This is a genomic window from Paenibacillus piscarius, from assembly GCF_022234545.1.
Taxonomy (GTDB): Bacteria; Bacillota; Bacilli; order Paenibacillales; family Paenibacillaceae; genus Paenibacillus_AQ; species Paenibacillus_AQ piscarius.
Window position 1 is genome coordinate 37269 of record NZ_JAIEUI010000009.1, and the last position, 20961, is coordinate 58229.

General features: G+C 56.4%; 17 protein-coding genes. 11 read left to right on the plus strand and 6 right to left on the minus strand.

Annotation, left to right across the window (positions count from 1 at the left end):
• Positions 1-134 precede the first annotated feature (134 nt).
• From K1558_RS15960 to K1558_RS15980, 5 genes are all read left to right on the plus strand, one after another.
• Complete coding sequence (locus tag K1558_RS15960) at positions 135-2228, plus strand: class I SAM-dependent methyltransferase (RefSeq protein WP_238652605.1); 2094 nt, start codon at positions 135-137, stop codon at positions 2226-2228.
• A gap of 1 nt (position 2229) precedes the next feature.
• A complete protein-coding gene (locus tag K1558_RS33060; RefSeq protein WP_238652608.1) occupies positions 2230-2922 on the plus strand; it encodes a response regulator transcription factor in 693 nt (230 codons plus the stop codon).
• A gap of 97 nt (positions 2923-3019) precedes the next feature.
• Positions 3020-3943 carry an ABC transporter ATP-binding protein gene (locus tag K1558_RS15970; RefSeq protein ID WP_238652609.1) on the plus strand — a complete coding sequence of 308 codons (924 nt, stop codon included), beginning with the start codon at positions 3020-3022 and terminating at the stop codon, positions 3941-3943.
• Entirely contained in the window at positions 3936-4673 is a 738-nt protein-coding gene (locus K1558_RS15975) for an ABC transporter permease (RefSeq protein ID WP_238652610.1), read from the plus strand. Before K1558_RS15970 ends, K1558_RS15975 begins: the two co-directional genes overlap by 8 nt.
• 26 nt (positions 4674-4699) lie before the next feature.
• On the plus strand, positions 4700-5602 hold the full coding sequence (locus tag K1558_RS15980; protein ID WP_238652611.1) for a sensor histidine kinase: 903 nt from the start codon (positions 4700-4702) through the stop codon (positions 5600-5602).
• A gap of 54 nt (positions 5603-5656) precedes the next feature.
• On the opposite strand, the gene K1558_RS15985 is transcribed toward K1558_RS15980, so the two are convergent.
• A complete protein-coding gene (locus K1558_RS15985) occupies positions 5657-6016 on the minus strand; it encodes a nuclear transport factor 2 family protein (RefSeq protein ID WP_238652612.1) in 360 nt (119 codons plus the stop codon).
• 111 nt (positions 6017-6127) lie between these two features.
• A complete protein-coding gene (locus K1558_RS15990) occupies positions 6128-7045 on the minus strand; it encodes an AraC family transcriptional regulator (protein ID WP_238652613.1) in 918 nt (305 codons plus the stop codon).
• Between the two features lie 131 nt (positions 7046-7176).
• Here K1558_RS15990 and yicI point away from each other — a divergent pair, with 131 nt between their 5' ends.
• Positions 7177-9498: an alpha-xylosidase gene (gene yicI, locus K1558_RS15995; protein WP_238652614.1), complete on the plus strand. Its 2322-nt coding sequence runs from the start codon at positions 7177-7179 to the stop codon at positions 9496-9498.
• Between the two features lie 366 nt (positions 9499-9864).
• Positions 9865-11055 (plus strand): SGNH/GDSL hydrolase family protein, encoded by a 1191-nt coding sequence (locus K1558_RS16000; RefSeq protein WP_238652615.1) that lies wholly within the window; start codon positions 9865-9867, stop codon positions 11053-11055.
• Positions 11056-11952: 897 nt separating this feature from the next.
• Here the strand turns inward: K1558_RS16000 and K1558_RS16005 are convergent.
• Positions 11953-13782: a helix-turn-helix domain-containing protein gene (locus tag K1558_RS16005; protein ID WP_238652616.1), complete on the minus strand. Its 1830-nt coding sequence runs from the start codon at positions 13780-13782 to the stop codon at positions 11953-11955.
• On the minus strand, positions 13779-15617 hold the full coding sequence (locus K1558_RS16010) for a cache domain-containing sensor histidine kinase (protein WP_238652617.1): 1839 nt from the start codon (positions 15615-15617) through the stop codon (positions 13779-13781). Before K1558_RS16010 ends, K1558_RS16005 begins: the two co-directional genes overlap by 4 nt.
• 132 nt (positions 15618-15749) lie before the next feature.
• Between K1558_RS16010 and K1558_RS16015 the strand changes: the two genes are divergently transcribed.
• The 3 genes from K1558_RS16015 (at position 15750) to K1558_RS16025 (ending at position 18830) form a co-directional block, all read left to right on the plus strand.
• A complete protein-coding gene (locus K1558_RS16015) occupies positions 15750-16631 on the plus strand; it encodes a carbohydrate ABC transporter permease (RefSeq protein WP_238652618.1) in 882 nt (293 codons plus the stop codon).
• A complete protein-coding gene (locus K1558_RS16020) occupies positions 16631-17464 on the plus strand; it encodes a carbohydrate ABC transporter permease (protein ID WP_238652619.1) in 834 nt (277 codons plus the stop codon). Before K1558_RS16015 ends, K1558_RS16020 begins: the two co-directional genes overlap by 1 nt.
• A 61-nt stretch (positions 17465-17525) precedes the next feature.
• Positions 17526-18830, plus strand: a complete 1305-nt coding sequence (locus tag K1558_RS16025; protein ID WP_238652620.1) for an ABC transporter substrate-binding protein — start codon at positions 17526-17528, stop codon at positions 18828-18830.
• Between the two features lie 98 nt (positions 18831-18928).
• Here K1558_RS16025 and K1558_RS16030 read toward each other — a convergent pair whose 3' ends face one another.
• The gene (locus K1558_RS16030) at positions 18929-19120 is read right to left on the minus strand and encodes a hypothetical protein (RefSeq protein WP_238652621.1); all 192 of its coding nucleotides are present in this window, start codon (positions 19118-19120) and stop codon (positions 18929-18931) included.
• 120 nt (positions 19121-19240) lie between these two features.
• On the opposite strand from K1558_RS16030, the gene K1558_RS16035 reads away from it, so the two are divergent.
• Complete coding sequence (locus K1558_RS16035; RefSeq protein WP_238652622.1) at positions 19241-20110, plus strand: LysR family transcriptional regulator; 870 nt, start codon at positions 19241-19243, stop codon at positions 20108-20110.
• Here K1558_RS16035 and K1558_RS16040 read toward each other — a convergent pair.
• Entirely contained in the window at positions 20107-20943 is an 837-nt protein-coding gene (locus tag K1558_RS16040; protein WP_238652623.1) for an AraC family transcriptional regulator, read from the minus strand. The genes K1558_RS16035 and K1558_RS16040 overlap by 4 nt on opposite strands.
• Positions 20944-20961: the final 18 nt, after the last annotated feature.

Sequence of the window (20961 nt, forward strand, 5' to 3'; positions counted from 1 at the left end):
GAAAAAGAGCTTACGCTGCCGCAGGCTTCTACCCAGAAGCTTGCGGTTTGTTCAATTCGGCTTGAGCTTCTGATTCAAACCCTAAGCATACAGGCTATTGTATATAGATTGTTAATACATAGGGAGGCATACATATGCTGAAATCATTGCAGGCTATTGAAGCATTCCGTGGCGGGGAACAATTGAACGGAACAGAGGTTCCGTGGCTGGAGTACATTGTGCAGGCAGAGCAGACGGTTGTGAATCTGGAGCGGGTAGAGTCGCTGCAGTCGCTTGCGCAGCAGAATCCTGTGCTGGATTATGTTGAGCGGAGTCTGCGGGTGCTGGACAGCCTGCCGCTGTCATACTGGATTAAGGAGCTGGCAGAGGAGACGCTGGTCTGGTCAGAGACGGCCAAGGGCGGTACGGTCCGGCAGCGCCGCGGCTGGCAGGCGGAGGGTATTAATATCTTCGTTCATAATATCGGCTCCGCAGAGTTGTACCGCCGGTATGCGGACGGGATGAAGCAGGAGGCCGCAGGCTCTGCGGAGAAAAGGCAGGTTGTACATACACTGATTGAAACGCACGGGCTGATCGGGCAGCAGATCCGCGGCGAGGTGCCGCCCGCCGTCAATCTTCCCTTATCCGGGCTGGTGGAGCACGGCCTGCTGACTACCGATGAGCTGGAGCGGCTGCTGTTCGCACTCAATCACTGCATCATCTCGGCGGTATCGCCGGAGCTGTGGCAGGAGGTCCGTCCCCGGGTGATGGAGCTGATTGCCCTTATCGCCTCCGGGAAGCTGGAGCTTGAGGTGCCGATGAAGGAGCGTCTGCGCAGAATGCGCGCCGGGTCTATAGAACGGGGCGAGGATTACGGAGCGGAATGGGAACGTCTGGTACAGGAGGGCTTCCTCCCGGGTGCCCTGGAGCTGCTCCAGCCCGTTACCTTCTGGTACGTGGAATCGGCACTGCAGACCTTCTCGCTGGAGCAGTTCCTGAAGGTGATGAGCCTGGTGGCCGCAAGCCGCCCGCAGGAGGTAAGCCATCTCAGCTTCGAAGCGGTCATGAACAGCATTTATTATGATTATAAGGGCAGCAAGAAGATTAACGTGTACAAGAAGCGGATTATTGAGAAGTACCTATCGGAGCTCACTTGGGAGGAGATCCATAGCGGAGCGAAGCCTTCCGGCGGCAATCCGCATCTGGCGCACCGGCTGCTAAGGAAGGAGCATCTGCCGGATACGCTGTTCTTCCAGTTCGAATTCTCCCCGGCGGCGGAGAAGCTGATCGAATTCTGTATAGAGGCGGAGAAGTCAGCGCTGTATGAACGGGCGGTCCTGCTGCTGTTCGACCTGTTCGGTCTGCGGCGGGATGCCTTCGACCGCTTCCATAATGAGGACACCTACTTAAGCCAGATGAATGATACGGCAGATTATAAGGCGGTCATTCTGGACTACGTCACCGGGCGGAAGGTGCTGGACATCGGCCCCGGGGGCGGAGTTCTGCTCGACCTGATCGAGGAGCGGATGCCGGAGGCCGTGCCGGTCGGTATCGATATCTCCAGTAATGTAATTGAAGCGCTGCGCCAGCGCAAGCAGCGGGAGGGACGCCGCTGGGAGGTGCTCCAGGGCGATGCGCTGAACCTGAAGGATTACGTGGAGCCGGGGACGGTGGATACGGTGATTTTCTCATCGATTCTGCATGAGCTGTATTCCTATGTGCCGCTGGACGGCCGGAAGTTCAATCATGATACGGTGGCAGCAGCGCTGACCAGCGCCTTCGGGGTGCTGGCGGACGGCGGGACGATTATTATCCGCGACGGGATTATGAGCGAGCCGGAGAATCAGCTGCGCCGGGTGCGGTTCCTGGAGGCGGACGGGATGGCGTGGCTGGAGCGGTACGCGGGGGATTTTGCCGGACGGAGTATTCAGTATGAACCGCTCGGCGCGGATGAGGTGCGTATGCCGGTCAATGATGCCATGGAGTTCCTCTATACTTACACCTGGGGCGAGGAAGCCTACATTCATGAAGTGCAGGAGCAGTTCGGTTACTTCACTCCGTCGCAGTACAGAGCGTTCATTGAGCAGACGCTGGGGGACCGCGCGAAGATTGAGGTGTTCCGCCACTACCTGCAGGAGGGGTATACGGAGGCGCTGGAGAACAGGGTGGTTATGATGGACGATAACGGGCAGTCTGTGCCTTTGCCGGACAGCACCTGCTTCATCGTAATCCGTAAGGAGGCAAGCTGAAGTGAACAATGCGAAGCTCAGCGTACTTGTAGTAGAAGATGATGCTGATATTAACCGCCTGCTGTGCCGGATGCTGACAGGCGAAGGACTGAACGCTGTGGCTGCATTCTCAGGGAGCGAGGCCTCCCTCCGAATGTCGCTTGAAGACTTCCAGCTGATCCTGCTGGACCTGATGCTGCCGGGCATGAGCGGCGAATCGCTGATTGCGCAGATCCGTGAACAGTCTACCGTACCCATCATTGTAATCTCGGCCAAAAGCACGCTGGAGGACAAGGTAAGTCTGCTGCGTCTGGGAGCGGATGACTACATTACCAAGCCCTTTGACCAGGAGGAGGTGCTGGCCAGAGTGTACGCGCAGCTTCGCCGGCTGCAATATGCGCCTGCAGCAGGTCCTGACGGAGAGATACTTAAGGTTCGCGGGCTGGTCATGGACAAGCAGCGGCGGGAGGTTATGCTGGACGGGCAGGTCCTGGCTTTAACCAAATACGAATTTGAGCTTCTGGCGGTATTGATGTCGAGGCCGGATCATATTTTCTCCAAAAGCGAGCTGTACCGGCAAATCTGGGGCGGCACCTACCTGGGGGACGATAACACCATTAATGTACATATCAGCAATCTGCGTGCCAAAATGGCCGCAATCACGGAAGAGGAGTATATCCGCACGATTTGGGGCATCGGGTTCAAGCTGGTGTAACGGGGAGTTTCTTTAAACTTTCTTAAGACTTTGCTTAAAGCTTATTAAAAGTGTTCTTTATACAATGGAATTATCAAACGGCAAGGGAGTCTTAACGATGATGCATTGTATATTGGAGATTAAGGCGCTGGGTAAGACCTATCAGGAAGCTTACGCGCTCCGGGATATTAACCTGCAGATTGAGTTAGGGGATATCGTAGCACTGATCGGTAAAAATGGCGCAGGCAAAACCACGCTGTTCAAATGTATCACAGAGCAGGTGTTTCCGTCGGCAGGCACAATTACGCTCTACGGACACCGCGATGACGCCGGTCTGCGGAAGGGACGCCGGAGCATCGGGGCGATGATTGAGGAGCCGGCGTTCTTCCCGGACTTCACGGCCAGGCAGAACCTGGAGTATTTCCGCCTGCAGAGGGGGCTGGCCGGTAAGGATTCCATTGAGCAGGCGCTTAAGGATGTCAATCTGCTTCATGCCGCGAACAAGAAATTCAAAGCCTTCTCCCTCGGGATGAAGCAGCGGCTGGGACTCGCACTTGCGCTGATGACCCGTCCCGAGCTGCTGATCCTGGATGAACCGACCAATGGCCTTGACCCGGAGGGGAAGGCGGAGATCCGCCAGCTCCTGCAGACCCTGAATGAAGAGAAGAAGGTCACGATCCTCATCTCCAGCCACGTATTGTCTGAGCTGCAGAGTGTGGCTACCCGTTATATTTTCATGGACCAGGGACGGATTGTGGAGCAATTGACGGCAGAAGAACTGCTGCAGAAGACCAGAAGAAATGTAGAGATTGTTGTGGATGACAGCGGCAAAGCGTCTACTGTTCTGGAGAAGCATTTCCCGGGTATCCCTTACCGGATTCTGCCGGGACACCGGATTCTGCTCTCCGGCGGGATGGATAAGACTGATCAGCTCAACCGGGTGCTTCATGCCCAGGGCGTCAGCGTGTATTCTATTGCGGCGACCGGCGGGGACCTGGAAGAATACTACCTGGGTCTGCTGGGAGGTGAGCGTCATGCTTAATCTGATGAAAAGTGAGCAGTACCGTTTTGTCCGCACCAAGAACTATTATTATTACGGGTTGCTCTGTGCGGTGTTAATGGTCGCTGCCGCTATAACACTCATGGTCTTTCATGAGTCTGTGCCGGATTTCCCCTATGGGAATGAGCGCTTCTTCTACCGGAATGTGCTGTCAATGATGCCTGTGGTATTCGCATTGCTGTCTATTTTTACCGGAGTTCTGATGGGGGATAACAAGCATGTGCTCAAAAATACCGTAGCCTACGGCTTCAGCAGACGCTCGATCTACACCGCCAAGCTGCTGGTTACACTGGCCGGCTTCCTGCTGTTCGCGTTCACTCTGGTCGGGATCTCGGTTCTGCTCGGCTCAAAGCTGCTATTCCGCAGCTATGAATATGCCCTTACGGAATACTGCCAGATGCTGCTTGGTATGCTGCCTATTATGATTGCCGGCGTTACCACCTACTTCTGTATCAACGCTGTGATGAACAAGAATGCACAGATATCTACCGTGTTCCTGCTAATCTATTTCCTGCCCTACATGGTTCTAAGCGCTCTGAAGGGCAGATTTACCTGGGCGGCCTGGCTTTACAGTCATAGCCCTGCTTATTACTTGTTCAATGCCTACGATGTGGCAACCTATCCTGCCTGGGAGCCGTGGGTTACAGGAATGGCGTGTACGCTGTTCTTTTATGTACTAGGATTGTATCTGTTCAGGAAGGAAGAGTTCTAACAGGTGCAGCTAAGGAGGGAAGACAAATGTATCTTGCTATGTTCATTATTGCCGCTCTAGCCGCTGTATGTATATTCCTTGTGTATCTGCTGCAGCGGCAGAGCATGATTCAAGTGCGGCGGCAATTGACGGAGTGGGAGTCGTCTTCCCTGCAGCACCTGCATGTCAAGCTGCCTCTGCCCGGGAAGGAGATGGAGAAGCTTATCGTGGCTGTGAACCGGCTGCTGGATCAGCGCCAGAGAGAGCGGGTAATCCACCAGTCAAGAGAGCACGCCGTGAAGGAAGAGATCGCCAATCTGTCCCATGATCTGCGGACTCCGCTTACGTCCATGCAGGGGTACGCCTATCTGCTGAAAGATCCCCTGGCTTCCGAGGCCGAGCGGCAGCAGTATTTGGAGATCATTATGCATAAGATGGCGGTCATGAATAATATTGTCGAAGCGTTCTATGAATTGTCCAGTATCGACTCGGGGGACACGCCTTTGGACAGCCAGCCGGTCTATCTCTACAGCCTGCTGAGCGAAGTGATTCTGGCGTTTCACCCGGACCTTACGCAGAAGGGCATCGAGGTGCAGCTTCACCTGGATGAGAACGTCAAGGCCATCCCGCTGGATGAGAAAGCGATGATCCGCATTTTCTCCAATGTGCTCCAGAATGTGCTCCGTTACGGCAAAAACCGCTTGACTGTCTCCCTGTATACGGAACAGCAGCAGGTAAAGCTGAAGTTCGCCAATGAAACGGAGCATATCCGCGGGGCAGATCTGCCCAGGCTGTTCCAGCGGACGTACACCAGCGATCCTTCGCGGTCAAGCGGCCAGCTCGGCCTTGGCCTTGCCATTGTGAAGCAATTGGTGGAGAAGCAGGGGGGCACGATTGCCGCTGCCCTGGAGGGCGGAGAGTTTCAATTGTCCATAGCATTCGGGGAATAAAGTGAAGGGAGCCGCAGCGTTGCGGCTCCCTTTGTGCATGCACAGCAGCTGCTGCTATTTATCCTGCTCAAGCGTGATGTGTAAGGAACTGATTTTGCCGCCCTGTACCTTGAATTCATGCCGGAACTGCTGCGGGGCAGGGACGCGGTTCTTGTTGAACTCGCCCTCCATCTCGGCGGTCACTGCAATGCGGCCTCCTGCTTCCTCAATGTCCATAATGGTGTAGCGGACCTTGGCCGAGAATAGCTCGGATTCTCCCCAGGCCGCTATAGCCTCAGTGCCCTCTGCCGTCTTCCCGTTATCCTTCACGACAGCGCCGGGTGCGAACAAATCGATGAACGCCTCCGGCTGGTATTGGTTCACGGCATTGTAGAAGTCCTGTACCTCAATCGGCAAGGTAACATGCTGGTTCATGAGTATCTGCCTCCTGTAAGTAGATTGGCGGGCTTGTGCTGCGCCCTTATCATACCTTAAACGGATCGGACGATCCGTAAGCAGAGGCTTATCCCGGAACCTGGCCGGGAGCTAAGGGTACAGCATGTTCTGTCCGGCGGCCAGGCCGGTATCCCTGCGGAATTCAGAGGGGGAGCAGTTCATCGCTTTGCGGAACACTTTGATGAAGTAGCTGACGTTGTCGAAGCCGACATCCATGGCGATATCGGAGATTTTGCGGTCACTCTGCTGCAGGAGTGCTGCGGCCTGGCGGACCCGGTAGGAGTTGATATAATCGACGGGCGTTTTGCGGGTCATGCTTTTGAAAAAACGGCAGAACTGTCCTTCGCTCATCGGAATCAGCCCGGCCAGGTCACGTGTGCGGATCGGCTCCTGGTAGTGGTCCTGGATATAGAGAATGGCCTTCTTCAGCCGGTCCGCCTTCGTATTGTCCGCCCCCTCCGAGGGGCTGTGGTTCACCGAACGTCCCGGCAGCGCGATCTGCGAGAGCATAATCAGCAGGGTGCCTTTGATGAAAGACTCAAACCCGGGCAACTGTTGCTCATAGGCCTTCAACATATGGTTCAGGTGCAGCAGCAGCTCTCCCTGCCAAGGCACGGAAGCGGTAAGATGGCGCGGGAAGCTCTGGCGTTTCTCCTGAAGGGGCAGAATGACGGTCTGCTGGATGGTATCATATTGGGCGCTGGCCAGAAGATCAGGATGGAAGACCAGGGCGCAGAACCGGCAAGGGGTATCCGCCAGCGCATAGGCGGCATGGATATCGCCGGATTCGATGAAGACAGCTTCGCCGGGACGGAGCGTGAAATAGTCGGTATCCACCTGGAACAGAATCTCCCCCTCCAGCAGCAGGAAGAACTCGGCCTCCTCATGCCAGTGGGTATCCAATACATGCGCTCCGGCGGGCAGCTCGATCCAATAGGCGGCGAGGGGGAACATGGCGTCTCCGTGTTCACGGTCTTCCTTGAGCAGGCGCTGCGAGGTGCGGTCCATGGATTAGCACCCTCCTTTCGCAATAAACGTCAGAATAGTGTTATAAATAAGCTATATTATATTAGTTATGCGCTTTTATTATCGGTATAATGCAACTATAAACAGCAAATCGAAAGGTGGCAAGCACACTTATGAAATTTACAGACGGTCTCTGGCTCGTCCGGGACGGGATTACAATTAATGGTGCGGTGCAGAATTATGTAGTGGAGCGGACGGAAGAAGGACTGACCGCTATTTCGCAGACGACTCCGATTACAGGACGTTCGGCTACGCTCAACTCCACGCTGCTGACGGTGAAATTCCATTCCCCGCTACCGGGTGTGGTGGGAGTCAAGATTATTCATAACGATGGTGTGATTAACCGCGGACCTTCGTTTGAGCTGACCCAAGGAACGGGCGATCATGTTCAGGTGGAGGAGAGCGAAGCGCAGACCGTGCTGATCAGCGGCGGACTCCGTGTGGTCATCAACAAAGGCACCCATTGGTCGGTGGACTTCTACCGCGGCGATGAACGGATTACCGGCAGCGGCTTCAAGTCAATGGCCTATATTACGGATCAGAACGGCAACACCTTCATGCGGGAGGAGCTGGACTTAGGCGTCGGCGAATTCGTGTATGGTCTGGGCGAGCGGTTTACGGCTTTTGTCAAAAACGGCCAGGTTGTTGATCTGTGGAACAAAGACGGCGGTACAAGCTCCGAGCAGGCGTACAAGAACGTTCCGTTCTATGTGACGAGCAAGGGGTACGGTGTCTTCGTGAACCAGCCGGAGCTGGTCTCGTATGAAATCGCTTCAGAGAAGGTGAAGAAGGCCCAGTTCAGCGTAGCGGGCGAGAGCCTGGAATACTTCGTCATTGACGGGCCGACCATTAAAGAGGTCATTACCAAATACACCTCCCTGACCGGCAAGCCTGCGCTGCCTCCGGCCTGGAGCTTCGGGCTGTGGCTGACCACTTCCTTCACTACGGATTATGATGAAGCTACGGTGAATTCCTTCGTGGAGGGGATGGCGGAGCGCGATCTGCCGCTGCATGTGTTCCACTTCGACTGCTTCTGGATGCGCGAATATCAGTGGACCGATTTCCAGTGGGATTCCCGCGTGTTCCCGGACCCGGTGGGGATGCTGAAGCGCCTGCATGACAAGGGGCTGAAGATCTGCGTCTGGATCAACTCTTATATCGGACAGCGTTCCCCGCTGTTTGAAGAAGGCAAGAAGAACGGCTATCTGCTGAAACGGCCGAACGGCGACGTCTATCAGACGGACCTGTGGCAGGCGGGCATGGGACTGGTAGACTTCACGAACCCTGCGGCCTGCGAATGGTATGCCGGTTACCTGCGCGATCTGGTCGATATGGGCGTAGACAGCTTCAAGACCGACTTCGGCGAGCGGATTCCGACGGATGTGGTCTATTTCGACGGCTCCGATCCGTACAAGATGCATAACTACTATACCCAGCTGTATAACAAGGTTGTATTCGAGGTGCTGGAAGAGAAGCTCGGCACTAATGAAGCCGCCGTCTTCGCACGCTCCGCCACCGCCGGCGGCCAGCAATTCCCGGTTCACTGGGGCGGCGACTGCTACGCCGACTATGAATCGATGGCCGAGAGCCTGCGCGGCGGCCTGTCGCTCGGCTTGTCCGGCTTCGGCTTCTGGAGCCATGACATCGGCGGCTTCGAGAATACTGCGCCGGCGCATGTGTTCAAGCGCTGGCTGGCCTTCGGCCTGCTCTCCAGCCACAGCCGCCTGCACGGCAGCACCTCGTACCGTGTGCCTTGGGCGTATGACGATGAAGCCGTGGACGTTACCCGCTTCTTCACCAAGCTCAAATGCAGCCTGATGCCATACCTGTATGATGTTGCCGGACAGGCGCATGAGCAGGGCTGGGCTTCGATGCGGGCGATGGTCATGGAATTCCCGGAAGATCCGACCTGCGAAATTCTGGACCGCCAGTACATGCTGGGAGATTCCCTGCTGGTCGCGCCGATCTTCCAGGAGAACGGCGAAGTGAAGTACTACCTGCCGGCAGGCCGCTGGACTCACCTGCTGAGCGGAGAGACCGTACAGGGCGGAGCATGGCGCAAGGAGAAGCATGACTTCTTCAGTCTGCCGCTGTTCGTGCGGCAGAATGCACTGCTTGCTGTAGGCAGCGTGGATCACCGGCCGGATTATGATTTTGCCGACGGCGTGAAGCTCAGCCTGTATTCCCTGAAGGACGGGAAGACGGCGGCAGCGACTGTCCGCGACGTGAACGGCGCTCCAGAGCTGAAGGTTGAAGCGGTACGCAGCGGCAGCACTGTAACCGTAACGGCAGAAGGCAGCGGCAAAGCCTTCACCTTCGCGGTGAAGGACCTCGGGGCCATCGCTTCGGTGGAAGGTGCGGAGCAGGCCGATGAGACGACGGTGAGCGTGGGCGCGGGAGCGAAGTCAGTGTCGTTTGCGATTACGCTGAAGTAAGCCGCATACAGATTTAGCACACCCGCACACTGATTCAGCCTATGGCTGTGCCCTTAAGTAACCTAGCTCTCTGATGACAGGGGACATTCGTCTCCTGGATCGGGGAGCTTTTTGGGGATTGGCGGCGGTGGGGAAGATTGTTGCGCGCAATGGCGGACAATGGACTAGATGTTGCAAGAATTGCAACAGTCCCTGCTGCAGAAGCAGGGCTATGGCGAATTGTTGTCAAAAATGCAGCATTTCAGCTTCCCTGAGCGAATCAGCGGCGAAATTTCTGCATTTTGTGCAACATTGCACCGGAATAGCGGATTTCGCAGGCATCAAGGTTGCAGATCATGCAACATCAGAATAAAGGAGTCGATCGCTATGAACAATATTGAGAACAGTGCAGCCGGAATACTGAGCCAGCCGGAGTTCAGCTCGGCCACCGCGCTGTCTACAGCCGCCAACTATATTATGAATGCGCCGGAGGCGTTCACCCATACGTACCGGACCTATATCCGGCTGCGGGAGAACGGCAGACTGACGCTGAAATTCTGGCACAGCAATGCGGTAGACTCGACCTGGGATCAGGGCGCAGAGGCCAGAGGCAGTGAACCGGGCGGCGAGTGGAGCATCGAAGCGGCTTATGTCGCCGATGGCGGGACCATGCCGGACGGCAGTGTTGTGCCGGGCTCGCAGGTGCCAGTTACCTTCGGCGGCGAATTGTCGCGGCGCGTGGAGCCGGGCGGGCAGTTCTGGAGCGACGAGGCTGTTGTGGAGCTGCCGGAGGGGCACCTGCTGGCCTTCACCTGGACCTTGAAGACGGCCGGTCCAGGCAAATCATTCCCTTTCAATGTGGAGGGAATGCTCGTCTCCGGCTACGATGCGCCAGGCACACTAGCTGCTCAGGAGACGGCAGCCGGGTTCAGCGCATCGGATAAGCTCCAGGTGCTGCCAAGCTTCCTGGGCTACAAGAAACTAGTGGCGAAGAGACTGGTACTCTTGGGTGATTCCATCACGCAGGGGGTGCGGACCGCCAAGGACCAATATGCGCACTGGGCGGCAAGAATCGCAGAGGGGCTGGGAACGGAGTATGGGGTGTGGAATATCGGCTCCGGCTGGGGCCGGGCTTACGATGTAGCCAAGGACGGCCCTTGGCTGCATAAGGCGCAGCAGGGCGATGAAGTGCTGATTGTGCTGGGCGTGAACGATCTGGATATCGGCCAGCGCACGGCAGATGAATTGCTGGGGGACCTCGCGTACATCATCTCCCGGATTAAGGAAGCACAGCCGGAGACAACAGTGACTCTCAGTACCGTGCCGCCTTTCAACTTTGCAGACGAGTGGGAGACCCATTGGCGTAAAGTGAATGATTGCATCCGTACAAGCCCGCCGGCCGGGGTGGACCGCGTATTCGACATGGCCGCCGTCCTCTCTGTTCCGACACCCGCAGATCACCGGATTAAGCCGGAGTATATGAGCGACGAGTTCGACCCGCACCCGAACGGCACGGCCGGTAAGGCGGTGGCGGACGCTTTTCTGGCGTGGTATGGCGGAGGGCCATCGGTATCCTGACCGATCTGCCTTTTTCGCTATTGCCCGATTGCTCTAATTGAATGGTTGAACGATTGCATGATTGCGAGATATGCGACTGATGGATAACTGTATTTCCTACACTTATTATTCTGCACTTCCCCATATTCTGTAACTTAAATGTATTCTGTACAACTAAAAAGTGGCTCAGAGGCCCAACCAAAGCAATTCTCAAAATGTAATTGTATGGAATGCAGTTATAGTGTGTTTAAGGCGTTTAGAGGCGGATTTAGCTGTACCAAATACAGTTATGTCTTACTTGCGGAGTTAGGAGTTAAAGGTTTGTTTGTGAAGAACCGGTATTTGCTGGATAGGATACGTGTGTGTACTGGAGTGTGAGGGGGCGAAGTACCGGGAGTAGAAGGCTGGAGTGTGTGGTGGCAAGAAGGCCGAGTGACGGGGCTGGAGTGTGAAGAGGCAGGAATACTGGAGAGTGTGAGAGTTGAGGAGGGAGTTGGGAAGTAAGAGGACTGGAGTGTGGGAAGGCAGGAGTGCCGGGGAGCGTGAGAGCTGGTGCAAAGTAACTGGGATACTGTGGAGAGAATAGTTGGATTATGTCCACTTGCTGATGAGTGATTACACCCTTCCGGGAGATTAGTTGGAGAAACAGCACTTATATTTGCCTGATTTCACCTAGTTCGGGGGATCTGGCGGTAATAGATGCTGTTAATCCAATTGCTTCAGTCTATTCGGCGGGAATTGCGGAAATAAGCTGCGTTTTTCCAATTGTTGTCCAAGGTCAGGCGGTTGAACAAACGAGGGGAACGAACGCTCAATAGTCAGTTGGCCGTTGGGCGGGAGTAGCGGGTGGGGGGCAGCCATATCCGGATGATAGCGGTCATAGTACCCTGGCAGCAATGTCCCTGCCCCCAGGCGGAGCTAATGCTCCGCCTGCTCCCGGTAGTCCTTCGGCGAATAGCCGGTCAGCTTCTTGAAGACCTTGCTGAAGTATTTGACATCGTGGAAGCCGACCATGTCTGCGATCTGGGCCAGCTTGAGGTTCGGATTCTGCATCAGCAGCTTGGCCTTCTCAATGCGGACGGTGACGATGTAGTCAGAGAAGTTAATGCCATGCTCCTGCTTGAAGCGGCGGGAGATATACTCGCGGCTGACCTGGAATTTGCCCGCGATCTCCTGGAGGGAGAGGTCGGACGGGTAGTTCTGCCCGATATACCGGATGATCTCCGCCATCGGATTCCGCTCTTTGACCGTTCTTGCGGAGAGCAGCTGAGACAGCTGCTGCATGAAGGTATATGACCAGTCGCGCCAGGCGAACAGGGAGAACGAATAGCCGCCGGGCAGCGGCGACGGGTTCTCCCGGTCGAGCTGCTCCAGCTCGGCCAGGGCGCTGTCCGCCCCGCTGCCCAGCGCCGCCCGGACCAGCCGCACGCGCAGCAGCAGCGCATCGGCCTTCCAGGCGTTCAGCATCTGCGGGGTGACTACGCCCCGGCGGCTGAGCTCCTGGGTCCAGTGCTGCGCCGCCGCGCTCAGGGCTTCGGGCGTACCGCTCATCACTGCCAGCCGCCAGTCCTCCTGGACATCGGCGAAGCTCAGCGGTGCTGCGGCCTCCCGCTTGCCGGGCTGCTCCCCGCCGGACATCCCGCTCAGCCGTTTGCCCCGCATTCCGCCAGCCATCTCCTCCGGCCCCTCGCCTGGCAGTTCTCTGGTCAACGCACCTGGTTTTCCATCACGCGCTCCGCCCGGAGTTCCATCCGGCACTACGCCCGTCATTGTGCCCGCCAACCCGTCCGGCGCGCCGCCTGCTCCCGCGCCAGCCGCTGGCTCAGCCTCCGCATAATGGCAGTAATCCTCATGCCGCAGCAGATTCCGCCGGAGCAGCGCTTCGGCGGCTTCCGCGCGCGCTGCGGGCAGCTCTCCCGGAACCGCGCACACTCTGCTGATCCCAAAGTGCATGCGGAACTGCAGGGTCAGGTAGAGCCCCTGGTTGATCCGGCCGATCAGCCCGGTTACAGATTCTCCAGCCCCCCAGAGCAGGATGGCGATCTCCGGCGGTCCGCCCCAGTAGCGGAAGGCAATGCCCCGGCCCTCCGGCTGCAGGAACTCGTTGCAGATGTTCACGATGGCATAGTAGAGCAGCTCGCTGTCCCCGCCGAACCGCCGGAGCAGCGGGTTGTTGCCGCTGTCCGTCTGCACGAGGATCAGGCGCGCCGCCCTAATCTGCGGCGGCAGGACGCCGTCAGCGGTCAGGCGGCGCAGCGAGGCCTCGGCATTGACCCTGTCATCGATCAGGGCTGACAGCAGCTTCTCCCCCAGAATCGGCTTGATCTCGTTCAGCTTCAGGCTCTGGTGCTGCCGCTGGCGGCGCTCCTCTTCCTCGGTGCACCAGGCCAGCACCGCCTTGGACACCGCGTTGTTAATCGTATCCGCCTCAATCGGCTTCAGAATATAGTCAATGCCGCCGTGGCGGACGGTCTGGCGGACGAAGTCGAAGTCGTCATGTCCGCTGACCACAATGAATTTGGCGGTGCCTGCGAATTCATCGACCCAGGTCATCAGCTCCACGCCGTTCCCGGATTCCATCATCATATCCATAATGACAAGAGCAGGCTTCTCCGTGCGGATCAGCCCGATAGCTTCATTGCCGCTTCCGGCCTCCAGGATCTCCTTGATGCCGTGCTGCTCCCAATCCACCAGCAGCCGCACCGCCTTCCGGACTCTTGGTTCATCATCTACTATTAGCGCCTTCATCTGGATTCACTCTCCACTACAATATCGATTTGCAGCCGGATGATCACTCCGCCCGTCTGCAGATTGTCTACAGTCATTACCGCATTATCCCCGCATACCAGCCGCAGCCGGGCCAGCACATTGCCAAGTCCCAGGCCTGCGCCCGGAGCATCGCGTTTGCTGAGATGCTCTTCGCCCGCCGGACTCAGCAGATTCTTGTCCTCTACAGCCTGCGGCTGAAGCAGCTCCCGGCGCAGCGCCTCCAGCCGGCCTGCCGGGATAGGCAGGCCGTTGTTGCAGATGCACAGCTCCATCCGGCCTTGGGCCAGCCGGGCCGCTGTAATCTCCAGCAGCCCGTCCCCGCGGTCCAGACTGAACCCGTGCTTGAAGTAATTCTCCACAATCGGCTGGAGAATCATCTTGGGCATCAGCGCCTGAAGCAGCGGCTCCTCTATATCGTAGCGGAAGCTGAACCTGTTCTCAAACCGCTCCTTCTGCAGCTCAATATAGGCTTTGACATGGTCCAGCTCATTCTGGACCGTCACGATCTTCTCATCATTGTACATGCTGTAGCGCATCATTTTGGCCAGGGCCGAGAGCAGGGCGTAGATCTGCGGCACCTTCAGCTCCAGGGCCAGCGTGCCGATAATCTGTAGCGTATTGTTCAGGAAATGCGGGTTGATCTGGGACTGGAGCGCCCGCAGCTCATTAGTCCGGCTCGCCAGCTCCAGCCGGTATTCCCGCAGGATCAGGTTGTTGATCGTGTCCATCATGCTGCGGAAATGTCCGGTAACCACCCCGATCTCATCCTTCCCCGCCGGTTGGATGTCCACATCGAGATTACCCGCCTTGACCTGATTCATGTAACGGGTCAGCTGCTTGATGGGGGCAGTAATGCGGAAGGAGACCAGAACGATCAGAGCAGTGATAATCAGCAGCAGCAGCGCCAGCAGCAGCAGGTTGATTGCCGCCGCCTCCTTGGCTTCGCGGAACAGAGAGGAGACGGGAATCTGCTTGACCAGCGTCCAATCCTGGCCGAGACTGTCAATATGCTGATAGATAAACACCGAGCTGTCCTGCTCGAAATACCCCTGAGGCTGTGTGCTGCCCGCGATCTGGCTGCTGTACCAGGCGGTATTCAGCGGCTTGCCGAGCAGCGCGGAGTCAGGGCTGTAGACCAATTTGCCGCCGTTGTCCACCAGATACAGCTTCTCCTGCTGCTGGTCGTACAGCTGTCCTACGATATCCTTAAGCGCGGCCAGCTTCACATCAATCGACAGGTAGCCGAGGGCCTGTGTGGTCGGAATGCGCTCAATCCGGCGGTGGATCGTGAATACCGGCTCCGGCACGAATTGCGTCAACGGCAGGCGGAGCCCGTAAGCATTGCTCAGATGTGTAGTCTGCACGCTAACCGCAGCGCTCCCGGCCAGGTTGGAGGTGTGATAAGGCGCATCGGCCAGCCAGCGCTTGGGGGTGGTATTATCGGTAATCAGCGTTGCCTTGGCATCCTTCACGCCATACAGGTATACCTGGGATATGTTCGGCAGCGAGGTGGAGATGTAATTGAGCGAGTTATAGATGGCAATGTCCGAGGACAGATCATCATACCCGGCCTCCAGCAGGCGGTAAAAGTCACCGTCCGAATAGACGCTCAGCGACAGGCGGTTAATCTCCTGCAGCAGGCTGTCAATGTTCTTGTAGCCCTGATACAGCAGGTTCTTGTTCTCATCGACCGCCCGGGTTCTCAGCGAGCTGGTCGTATGGGAATAACTTACATACATCGTAGCCATAATGCAGATAATGGTCGGCACGAGCAGAAAGACGATCAGCTTCGTGCGGATACTGTTCCATTTCATAGGGGAGTCACATCCAGATCAATATTTTACACCCTAAAGATCACTTGCGTAGGTGTAAGCGCCGCCGCAAATCTAAGATAATATCTTTAGATCATAAACAAGTAAGTGTGTAAAAGAAAGGGGGGCCCTAACATGAACAGCAACAAGCTGTCGCAATTCGGCCAGCAGCTATTCTTCGTCGGCCCGGCGGTATTGTTCTTTACTCTAATCATGATTGTTCCGTTTCTGATGGGGATGTATTATTCCTTCACGGACTGGAACGGCGTATCGGGTCAGGTGAGCTGGGTCGGTATTGATAACTTCAGCAAAATTTTTACGAATGATCCTGACTTCTGGTCCTCGTTCTGGTTCACGGTGAGATTCACCGTCCTGGGCGTGGTGTTGACGAATATAGTCGGCTTCTTCCTGGCGTACCTGCTGACCAAGCCGCTGAAATCACGCAACATGCTGCGGACCATCTTCTTCATGCCGAACGTCATCGGCGGTCTGCTGCTGGGATTCATCTGGCAGTTCATCTTCATCAAAGGCTTCGCCACCATGGGCGATCTGACCGGATGGTCCTTCTTCAACCTTCCGTGGCTGGGGGATGCCACTACCGGCTTCTGGGCCATCGTCATGGTGTTCATCTGGCAGTCTTCGGGTTATCTCATGGTCATCTACATCGCTTCGCTCAGCAATGTCTCCCGCGAGGTGCTGGAAGCGGCCGAGATTGACGGCGCCTCAAGAATGCAGGTGCTGCGCAGCATCATCGTTCCGCTGATTATGCCTGCGGTGACGATCGGATTATTCCTCGCCATCTCCTGGTCGTTCAAAATGTTCGACCTGAACCTGTCGCTGACCAAGGGCGGGCCGTTCAAGTCAACAGAGTCGGTAGCGATGAACATTTATAATGAAGCGTTCCTGAATAACCGCTATGGTCTGGGGACAGCCAAGGCATTGCTGTTCTTCCTCATTGTAGCGATCATCACCATCATCCAGGTCCGTATAACGAAGAGCAAGGAGGTAGAAGCTTAATGAATGCCAAGACAACCAGCAGATGGAATATCGGCATTGAAGTGATCATGATCTTACTTGCGCTTCTGTTCCTCTCTCCGTTCTACTTCCTGATCGCGAACTCGCTGAAATCCTTCGGTGAGATTCTAAGTGACGCAGCCAGCTGGCCGCAGAGCTTCATGTGGTCCAACTATGTGAATGCCTGGAAGCTGGCCCGGTTCTCTGAGGCCTTCCGCAATTCGCTGCTGGTCACGATTGTCAGTGTCGTGCTGATCTCGCTGTTCAGCGCCATGGCGGCCTACCGGATGGTGCGTGCCAATACCCGGTTCAACAAGCTGCTGCTGCTGCTGTTCGTAGCGGCGATGGTGGTGCCGTTCCAGACGATCATGATTCCGATCCTGAAGGTCGTGAACATTCTGGGTGTTAACAATTCCTTCACCGGTCTCATTATTTCCCATCTCGGGCTCAGCATTCCGATGGCGGTCTTCCTGTTCCACGGCTTCATCAAATCCGTACCGCTGGAGATTGAAGAGGCGGCCACGGTGGATGGCTGCAACCCGATCTCAGCCTTCTTCCGCATCGTGCTGCCGCTGCTGAAGCCGATGCTGATGACCATTATCGTGCTGAATGCCCTGGGCATCTGGAACGACTATCTGCTTCCATCGCTGATTCTCCAGGCACCCGGACTGCGGACGATTCCGCTGGCCACCTTCTCGTTCTTCGGCCAATATACGAAGCAATGGGATATGGCGCTTCCGGCACTGACCATCGGGATTGCGCCGATTGTTATCTTTTATCTGTTCATGCAGCGTTACATTGTTGAGGGAATAGCGGCCGGCTCGGTGAAGGGTTAATTCACCGGGCTCCCGTTCCACATATATACAGCTTGTCAATTTATTCAAGGGGGAATTACTAATGATGAAGAAACGCGCGGCTCTGACAATGTCATCCGTTCTGTTAATGTCTGCAGTGCTGGCAGCTTGCGGCGGTAATTCGGGGAATACCGCATCTGATAATGGATCAAATGGAAGCGCTGGCAACAGCGGCGCTGTGAAGACAGTGAAGATTTTCCAGTTCAAGACAGAGATCGTGGAAGGTCTGAACGAGCTGAAGGTAGAGTTCGAGAAGGAGCATCCTAACATCAAGCTGGATATCCAGACGGTCGGCGGCGGTGCAGACTATGGGGCAGCCCTGAAGACCAAGTTCGCGTCCGGCGATGCGCCTGATATTTTCTCCAATGGCGGTTATGCGGAAATGGCATTGTGGCAGGATAAACTCGAAGACCTGTCCGACCAGCCCTGGGTGAAGGATCTGATTCCGCTCGCAGCAGAGCCGATGACCAAGGACGGCAAAACCTACGGGATGCCGATGAACCTGGAAGGCATCGGATTTGTCTATAACAAGGATCTGTTCGCCAAGGCCGGAATTACCGAGACGCCGAAGACGATTACCGAGCTGGAGGAAGCCGCGAAGAAGCTGCAGGCCATTAATGTGACTCCGTTCGGCAACGCCTATCAGGAGTGGTGGCTGCTCGGGATTCAGGGGATTAGCGTAGCTTTTGCCCAGCAACCTAATGTAGACGAATTCATTCAAGGGCTGAACGCCGGAACGGCCTCAATCGTGGGGAATGAGAAGTTCAAGGATTGGAGCAACCTGCTGAACCTGACGGTGAAGTACGGTCAGAAGAATCCGCTGACTACTGACGCCAACACTCATCTGGCACTGTTCGCAAACGGCGAAACCGCGATGATGCAGGAAGGTAACTGGGCCCAGACGCTGGTGGACAATATCACGCCTGACATGAACATTGGGATGTTCCCGATGCCGATCAACGATGATCCGGAGGCGAACGATAAGCTGTCTGTCGGCATTCCGGCGAACCTGGTCGTGAACAAGGAATCGGCGTCCAAGGAGGAAGCCAAGACCTTCCTGAACTGGCTCGTCACCTCTGACATGGGCAAAGAATATATCGTCAAAAAGTGGAAGTTCATCCCTGCCCTCTCCACCATTCCGGCAACGCCTGAAGATATTGGCCTGCTGGGTGCGGATGTGTGGAAGTATGTGAAGGAAGGCAAGGTCTACGGACTTCAGGCCTCCAAATTCCCTGACGGCGTTACCCAGGAATTCGCCAGCGTGATTCAGGAGCTGATTGCGAACAAGGTGGATGAAGCGGGCTGGGAGCAAGGCATGCAGGCTGCGTGGGATAAGCTGAAGAAGTAATAGGCACAAGCGGTTTATGTAAAAAGGATCCTGGACGCTCCCGCTCTCTTCCATAATAGGAGGGAGCGGGAGCGTCCTTTTGGTTATATGCCAGTCTCTCAAGCGGAAGGATGGCGCCGGTGTCTCTCCCTGCGGGTGCTTAGGGGGATAACCTGCGGATTCTGCTGCTGCGCTTCAGCCCGGAGTCTGTTCAGCAGGTCATAGACTGTCGTGATCCGGCTCGTATCTATCACTAATTCTGTACCCGCCGGGTTGCCGGGGGCTGTGAAGGTCCATTGCTTGTGTCCCATCGCGATCACTCCTTCTTATAAGTACTTTCATCATAATCTGCGGAGCGGATCATGTATAATGAAGGGAAATGATAGAGGCCATCACTGCGGCTGATGGGTGACCGGGGGGAATAATGCATAATGGATATCGGTCTTCTTATTGTATTTAAGGCTGTTGTTGAGGCAGGCAGCATCTCCAAAGCAGCGCAAAGTCTCAACTATGTGCAGTCCAACGTGACTGCGAGAATTCAGCAACTGGAGCAGGAGCTGGGAACTCCGCTATTCTACCGGCATAGCCGGGGGAGCACCCTGACTGCAGCAGGGCAGACGTTCATGGAATACACTGTTAAAATTCTTGCTCTGCTGGACGAGGCTAAGCTGGCGGTGCTGGATTCTCCGGTTCCCAAGGGATCCATTACAGTCGGCTCGGATACGACAGCAGCGGTCCGGCTGCCTGCCGTCCTGTCCGCATACCGCAGCTGTTATCCCGATGTCGAAGTGCATCTGCAGATCGGACGGGCGGGGGAGCTGATCCAGGCGGTTCTCCAGCATACCGTTCATGGAGCCTTCATGGACGGACCGGTGGAGCATCCCGAGCTTGTCCAGGAGCTGGTCATTCACGAGCGGATCGGACTTGTCATTCCGGATGCGATGGAGTATCAGGAGGTCACCTCCCTGCATGATAAGACCCTGCTGATGCTTAATTCAGAGTGCCTGTACCGGGACCGGCTGGAGAGCTGGCTTGCCGAAGAAGGCGGCCGGCTGGGCAAGGTGATGGAGTTCGGGACGATGGAGGGTCTGCTGGGTTGTGTGAAGGCGGGAATGGGCTATGCCGTGCTGCCCTTATCCTATTTCACCCGGATGAATGTGACGGAGGGGATCCGCATCTATCCGTTCCCCGAGAAATATGCAGTGGTCCCGACCGTGTTCGTCCGGCGGCGTGATCTCTATATGACGAGCGCGTTCCGGGAGTTCATCGAAGAGCTGAAGGCGGCGTTGCCCGCAGATTAATGCAGCTTCCTGAATTGTTCCGGCGTCAGCGCCGACTGCTTACGGAAGGTGGCTACGAAGTGGCTGACATCACGGAAGCCGGCCAGCTGCGAGACGGCTTTGACCGTAAGCCGGGGATTGGCTACCAGCAGCTCCTTGCTCTTGCGGATGCGCAGCCGCACGAAATAGGCATAAGGGGAGAGGCCGAAGGTCTGCAGGAACAGGCTGTTCAGATGCCGGCCTGAGACCCCGAGCCGGGCGGCAAGATCCTGGAGCCCGATGCCGGGGTCGCTGTAGTGGCTGTCCATCCATCTCAGCAGCGGCTGCAGCTTATCCACATTGCGGGAGATCGCCGCGTTGTTGTGGAGCTGGCCGTACTTGTGCAGGGTCAGCAGGAAGCGGTAGGCATCGCTGGATTCACCGAGGCTGAACATGTCGCTGGAAGCATCATGGCGGTCCAGCATCCCGTCCAGCATATGGCTGAGCGGCGCTTCGCTCTCCCAGCGGTAGAACAGGCTGGCGTTCATGCCAAGCGATTCCAGAATATGTGCGGCTGAGGTCCCGCCGAAGGTGAGATAATAGGTACGCCAGGCTTCGGAAGAGGTTGCCGCATAGCTGTGCGGTGTACCGGGAGTCAGCAGAATACCGGTGTCTTCAGTAAGTCTAAGCTCCTTGCCGTCGAGACGGAGGATGCCTTCGCCGTGGGCGGTCTGCAGCCAGTGATAGGTGTGGAAGCCCTGCGGCCGGGAGACCCTCTCCTGGTCGGGGTTATAGCCCATACTGTCCAGTGTGATAGGCAGGAGCTGGCTGCTCTCCTGGGCGAATACGATGCGGCGGACGGTGTCAGCGGCCATTTCATTCATCTCCTGGTG

Bases quoted from the DNA above. Each gene is read 5' to 3' on its own strand.
- K1558_RS15960 (WP_238652605.1), top strand. From the start codon at position 135: ATGCTGAAATCATTGCAGGCTATTGAAGCATTCCGTGGCGGGGAACAA.
- K1558_RS15970 (WP_238652609.1), top strand. From the start codon at position 3,020: ATGATGCATTGTATATTGGAGATTAAGGCGCTGGGTAAGACCTATCAG.
- K1558_RS15975 (WP_238652610.1), top strand. From the start codon at position 3,936: ATGCTTAATCTGATGAAAAGTGAGCAGTACCGTTTTGTCCGCACCAAG.
- K1558_RS15980 (WP_238652611.1), top strand. From the start codon at position 4,700: ATGTATCTTGCTATGTTCATTATTGCCGCTCTAGCCGCTGTATGTATA.
- K1558_RS15985 (WP_238652612.1), bottom strand. From the start codon at position 6,016: ATGAACCAGCATGTTACCTTGCCGATTGAGGTACAGGACTTCTACAAT.
- K1558_RS15990 (WP_238652613.1), bottom strand. From the start codon at position 7,045: ATGGACCGCACCTCGCAGCGCCTGCTCAAGGAAGACCGTGAACACGGA.
- yicI (WP_238652614.1), top strand. From the start codon at position 7,177: ATGAAATTTACAGACGGTCTCTGGCTCGTCCGGGACGGGATTACAATT.
- K1558_RS16000 (WP_238652615.1), top strand. From the start codon at position 9,865: ATGAACAATATTGAGAACAGTGCAGCCGGAATACTGAGCCAGCCGGAG.
- K1558_RS16005 (WP_238652616.1), bottom strand. From the start codon at position 13,782: ATGAAGGCGCTAATAGTAGATGATGAACCAAGAGTCCGGAAGGCGGTG.
- K1558_RS16010 (WP_238652617.1), bottom strand. From the start codon at position 15,617: ATGAAATGGAACAGTATCCGCACGAAGCTGATCGTCTTTCTGCTCGTG.
- K1558_RS16015 (WP_238652618.1), top strand. From the start codon at position 15,750: ATGAACAGCAACAAGCTGTCGCAATTCGGCCAGCAGCTATTCTTCGTC.
- K1558_RS16020 (WP_238652619.1), top strand. From the start codon at position 16,631: ATGAATGCCAAGACAACCAGCAGATGGAATATCGGCATTGAAGTGATC.
- K1558_RS16025 (WP_238652620.1), top strand. From the start codon at position 17,526: ATGATGAAGAAACGCGCGGCTCTGACAATGTCATCCGTTCTGTTAATG.
- K1558_RS16030 (WP_238652621.1), bottom strand. From the start codon at position 19,120: ATGGGACACAAGCAATGGACCTTCACAGCCCCCGGCAACCCGGCGGGT.
- K1558_RS16035 (WP_238652622.1), top strand. From the start codon at position 19,241: ATGGATATCGGTCTTCTTATTGTATTTAAGGCTGTTGTTGAGGCAGGC.
- K1558_RS16040 (WP_238652623.1), bottom strand. From the start codon at position 20,943: ATGGCCGCTGACACCGTCCGCCGCATCGTATTCGCCCAGGAGAGCAGC.